Origin of the sequence: Mesorhizobium sp. M0029 (genome assembly GCF_040323735.1) — a bacterium.
Taxonomy (GTDB): Bacteria; Pseudomonadota; Alphaproteobacteria; order Rhizobiales; family Rhizobiaceae; genus Mesorhizobium.
In genome coordinates this window covers 1-4,714 of the sequence record NZ_JAMYVF010000056.1, presented here as the reverse complement: position 1 = coordinate 4,714, position 4,714 = coordinate 1, and the positions used below count along the sequence as shown (strand labels likewise).

The 4,714-nt window shown below is 57.1% G+C and carries 6 protein-coding genes; 1 reads left to right on the top strand and 5 read right to left on the bottom strand.

All coding sequences use genetic code 11. The features are described 5' to 3' along the window. The coding region (locus tag NKJ76_RS32230) for a KTSC domain-containing protein (protein ID WP_352539211.1) at positions 1 to 217 on the top strand (217 nt) is incomplete at its 5' end. Positions 218 to 351: 134 nt separating this feature from the next. Here the strand turns inward: NKJ76_RS32230 and NKJ76_RS32225 are convergent. From NKJ76_RS32225 to NKJ76_RS32205, 5 genes are all read right to left on the bottom strand, one after another. Continuing rightward, positions 352 to 636 carry a hypothetical protein gene (locus tag NKJ76_RS32225; protein ID WP_023673895.1) on the bottom strand — a complete coding sequence of 95 codons (285 nt, stop codon included), beginning with the start codon at positions 634 to 636 and terminating at the stop codon, positions 352 to 354. An 825-nt stretch (positions 637 to 1,461) separates the two neighbouring features. Next, positions 1,462 to 2,367 carry a YihY/virulence factor BrkB family protein gene (locus NKJ76_RS32220; protein WP_352539210.1) on the bottom strand — a complete coding sequence of 302 codons (906 nt, stop codon included), beginning with the start codon at positions 2,365 to 2,367 and terminating at the stop codon, positions 1,462 to 1,464. 1,112 nt (positions 2,368 to 3,479) lie between these two features. Beyond that, positions 3,480 to 3,722, bottom strand: a complete 243-nt coding sequence (locus NKJ76_RS32215; protein ID WP_023669677.1) for a DUF982 domain-containing protein — start codon at positions 3,720 to 3,722, stop codon at positions 3,480 to 3,482. After that, positions 3,722 to 3,952, bottom strand: coding sequence for a hypothetical protein (locus tag NKJ76_RS32210; protein WP_023690600.1), 231 nt, complete (start codon positions 3,950 to 3,952; stop codon positions 3,722 to 3,724). The genes NKJ76_RS32215 and NKJ76_RS32210 overlap by 1 nt, the downstream gene beginning before the upstream one ends. A gap of 574 nt (positions 3,953 to 4,526) precedes the next feature. Continuing rightward, positions 4,527 to 4,714, bottom strand: a 188-nt coding sequence (locus NKJ76_RS32205) for a helix-turn-helix domain-containing protein (RefSeq protein ID WP_352539209.1), incomplete at its 5' end; no start/stop codon positions are given.

The following is a 4,714-nucleotide window of genomic DNA, read 5'->3' as shown; positions in this document are numbered from 1 at the left end:
CTCGATACGCAAGTTCGACTATGACCCCAGCACCAGGGTTCTCTCGGTTTGGTTTGTAGCGAGCGGGAAGCATTACGAGTTTTTGGACGTACCTGCTGAGGCCGTTGCCGCGTTCAAAGCTGCCTTTGCCAAGGGCGTCTATTTTAACAGCCACATCCGCAATCGTTATGCATTCCGGCTCGCGGCAGGGAGGGCAGCAGCCGCGTCGGGCGATTGACAGAATTTCAGATTCGAGGCGGCCCGCGCCATCGCAGGGGAGCAACTGTGCGAATTGACCAGGTTCCGAGGGCAAACGAAAACGCCCGCCGGCCGGGCCAGCGGGCGCGTATTATATTAAGCTAGGTGCTGGGCCTATTTGCCCATCATCATCGCAGCTTTGCAGAAGTTCTCATGGGCCTTCGCAATATCTGCGTCAGCGCAGTCCTTCATCACAGCGTCCTTATCCTCCTGAGACATAGCCGACCAAGCGGTTTTCGCTTCGGCCTCAGACTTCATGGTCTTCATGCTGCTGTCCGTGAAGAAAGGAGACATTTTTGCAGGATCGTCGAGCGCAGACGTGCCAGTGGAACTGCCGGCAAAGGCCGATCCGGTCATAAGGGCAAATGTCGCGCCGAGAATGAGCATTTTCGAATTCATCAAAATTCCTCCGAATGCAACTGCTTGAATGCAGCCGTGCTAATTCAACGCTTGCGGGTAGAAAGGGTTTCCAGCCAAATTGAAAATTGTAGAAATTGCTACCGATATTTCGTCGTCAACCTAGGAGGAATTGGCCCGCAAGTTCGGTCAAGGCGGCCGGCGGCCACCATCGATGCTGCAATTGCCTGGCCGGTTGCCCCGGACTTGTTCAGGGATGGCCCGCGCTTGCTTCCGAGCGCGGGCCGACCATGATGAGTGAGGGGCGATCTTGGTCACCGGCAGGACCGCTTAAGAACGAGCCGGGTGTGACCGAACAGCCTCAGGGTGAGGATGTTCCCGACTGACGCAAAAAAGCCCGCCAGCGTGAGCCAGCGGGCAATCGGCCTTGAGTATACTAGAACGAGTTCCCCGGCTCGCTCGTTGAGAGGCATGAAAGACAAATGGGAATCTGACCACCAGTTCGTCGAAGGCGCCCGCCGTAGCCAGCGATGGGCGGAGAGAGAACTTGAATCCCTACAATCGACCATCCAAGAGACGCGCCGTGTCCTAGAGGCTTCACGGAAGCTCTTGGAAAAAATTGCCGAGCGCGAAGACCATACGCAGCCGTAGGGAATGGCCGGTGCAGTTGGGCATGCTTGTGGGCTTAACCGCACCGATATTGCATAAGTCACGGCTGATGGGCAAACCCACGGCCAGTACTTTCCGTGCAGGTGGACAGCTCGCCGGGCGAAGACCCCAACCACCTCGATCCCGGCGAGCCTAGACCTGATCAGAGTACGCGATCAGGACCGGGGATCAGCCGGCGATAGTGGCATCTCTTGCAGGTCAACCATTGTGAAGCACAGCTTCCTGATCGGACCTGCTGCCGTGTCGAATGGAATAGGCGCGAGTGATTTCCGCACCAAAAAGAAAAATTTCCGCCGAGTAGTAAGCCCACAACAGGATGACGAGCAGCCCACCGGCGGCCCCATATGAGGCCGCGACCGCGCTGGAGCCTATATACCAACCGATAAGCGATTTCCCGAGCGTGAACAGGGCAGCAGTCACAACAGCGCCAATCCAGACATCCCGCCATTCCAGGGTTCGATCAGGCAAGATCTTGAAGATGGCAGCGAAAATAGCTGCGAGGAGGACAAAAGAAACGACCGCGTTGATAACGCCCAGGACAAGTGTCCCGAACGGCAACTGTGCGTTGATGAGGTTGCCTAGGGCCGAAATCGCCGCGCTCGCGACTAGAGAGACGAGCAACATGAAGCCAAGTGCGGTGACCAGTCCCAGACTTACCGCACGTGCGCGCACCAGGCGCGACAACGAACTTCCCTGCGCTTCGACCTTCCATATCATGTTCAAAGACTGCTGTATTTCGCCGAAGACCCCGGAAGCGCTCACAAGCAAGGTGATGATGCCAATCACCGCCGGCCAAGTGCCGCCGGATGGCTTTTCGGATGCGCTCTTCAGTGCGGTTTGCAGGATATTTGCGCTTTCTGTACCCATCATCCCTGTGATTTGGGCGGACAATGCCGCTTGCGCTGCCTCGTGACCGAATGCGAGACCCGCAATTGCAACCACGATGAGCAGAATTGGCGCCAACGATGTTGTGGCATAAAAAGCGATGCTGCGCCATGGCTGAGAGCATTGTCGTTGACGAACCCAACGACGGCTTCTCGCACCATTGCCCATGCATTTGTGATCGCGCGATGCATTTTGCGCCCCAGTCGAATTGGCGTTCACTAGCAATGCACCAGCACATGTGATGTTCCGGTTGCGGGCTGTGGCAGGAGTTTCGCACCGACTTCCGCGGAGGGTCGCCGGCATAGAACTTCCGCTCCGATGCGCTCGCATCGCCTTCGCCCCCATTTCGGGACGCGCATTTGATAATGGTTTTCTCAAGATCATTTTAGTTCGTTCGGAAACCATAGAAGCGGAGGCTGGCTCGTTTGCACCGACAAGGACAACAGCACGGAGGAGGTGTTGGAGGCGGCGCAGGAAGCTGGCGTGCATCCTGCGATCTCCGCCGGCCGCTGGCGGTACGAGCATCCGGACTATCGCCGCTTTTCCAAGCTGATTGGTCGAGGTGAGATTAAAACCGTCCTGAGCCTCAATATCGCTTTGAGGCGCCAAAGCTGCCAACGCGGTATCACCGTGTCTGCTTTCAGGCAGCGGCAACCAACGTCGTTGCGGCCAAGATCGCGCCACCAGCGGAATGGCACCTTTCCGCTGGTTTGCACCAGAAGCAGACCTTCTGCTCTCGTTCCATATACTGCCGGACCGCATGCGCCTCATATCGGTCATTCAGAATTAGCAGCCGCCTCTTTTCCGATGCCAACGCCTGAGCCTTTTGTGAGACCTAGGCGCAGCTTGCCGGCCGCAGCCTGTCCCAATTGGGACGAATAGTTGGCACCCATATTGCAAATCTACTACTCCTAAAGCTGCCGGACCGCTCTCGTGATGAGCCGCCAGTCGGCTAAGCGCCTCGTCGGTCTTTGAGCTGGCCCCAGCGGATCCCAAAAGCAGAAATTCGAGCGTACAGGCGACGTGAGGGAGGATACCCGAACCCGCGTGAACGAGGCTGTAAGGTCGATCGGATTTCAGTTCAATCGACAAGCAATTGATTTTCGCCGGGGTCGTTCCGATTCGCTTATTGTTCTGGTGTCGGACATCGCGAACCCGTTCTTTCCGGTATTCTTCAAGGGATCGAAAAGGAAGCTCGGGAACGAAGCACAATAGGTAACACAAAAGGTCAAAACAGAGCAATGGCCACAGCCGTTTGCGTCAGATTATTCAAGTTAATTCGCCGACCGCCAACGCGAACAGACGCGCATGGTCCCGTCCGTATAGCGTTGTTAATCCGGCAGTAGCATCTCCTCTTCATCGGCTGCGGCTTCGAACAGCAGCCGGAAGTCGTTACCCGGCATTTTGCCATCCATCGCAGATAGGCAAGCCTCAGCCGCCAGCCGCCACTTGGGGCCACGATTGGACCACTTTAGAAGCTCCTCCGCGGCGGCATCAACTCGGTTGACACCAAGGCGAAGCCCCGGGCGCTCAGTCTTCACATAAACCGGAGGGTTGAACCAGCGGTGGGGCATCAAGCCTCTCGAACGTCAAAGGCGATGAACAGTCCCCAAACGGAGGCTGAATTGACGATCATTCCGACCAACTGGCAGTCAGTCTCACGAAGATCATGGCCGCGCTCGCGCACCGCTGCAATGGTCGCCTTCAGGGAAATTATATTGCCCGGTTGAGAACCCAACAGGACCTCGCGGACCAGCTCCTTGGCCGTTTGCTGCACAGGCCGAACAGGTGCTTGAACGTCCATCCCATCCTCCCAGAGAGATAGAACCTCACCAGCTATTCTGTGGGTCACTTTCCGAAAAAGGCAAGAGCCGGAAACGTACAAAGCAGGTTGCCGCAAACACCCCATTTTGGAACGGGACCCGCCCTTTGTTCATTATGGGTGGAATCAATTTTTGAATGCAAATCCAAGGAATTTACGCCGTGCTCGCCAAGGATGGACAAAGCGGAGGAGTTCTATACCCGGCTTTTCGAGCGGAGGCCTGATGATCGTCCCATGGACGTGTTGATCCAATGGCGCAACGTCGCAGGCGCGAACTTGCAAATCTTCCATGATAAACGGCGAATGATAAAAAGCCCGCTGACGTCTGGCGACGCTGCAGGGATGGCCCGCGCCTGCTTCGGAGGCTGCGCGGGCCGACCATGACGAGTGGAGAGGACATCTTGGTCACCGGCACGGACCGCTGAAGAACGAGCCAGCTGTGGCCAAACAGCCTCAGAGCGGGAATGTTCCCGCCTGACGCAAAAACACCGTGGCTCAGCCGGCGGGCTCCGTTGCAGGGGCACTCAGGATAGTGCCACGGGCGCGGCGTCTGGGGTCAATGCAGTTTGCCGACTAGCCGAGCGTATTCGGCTTCAGCCCTGCCATATGACCCATCAGCCAGCGCAATCAGACGCGCTCGGTCAAGAATGACTACCTCTCCTCGCATTGAGCGTATCAGACCTTGGCCCTCCAAGGTTTGCAGCGCTATGGTGACGCCGGGCCGCCTGACACCGAGCATAACTG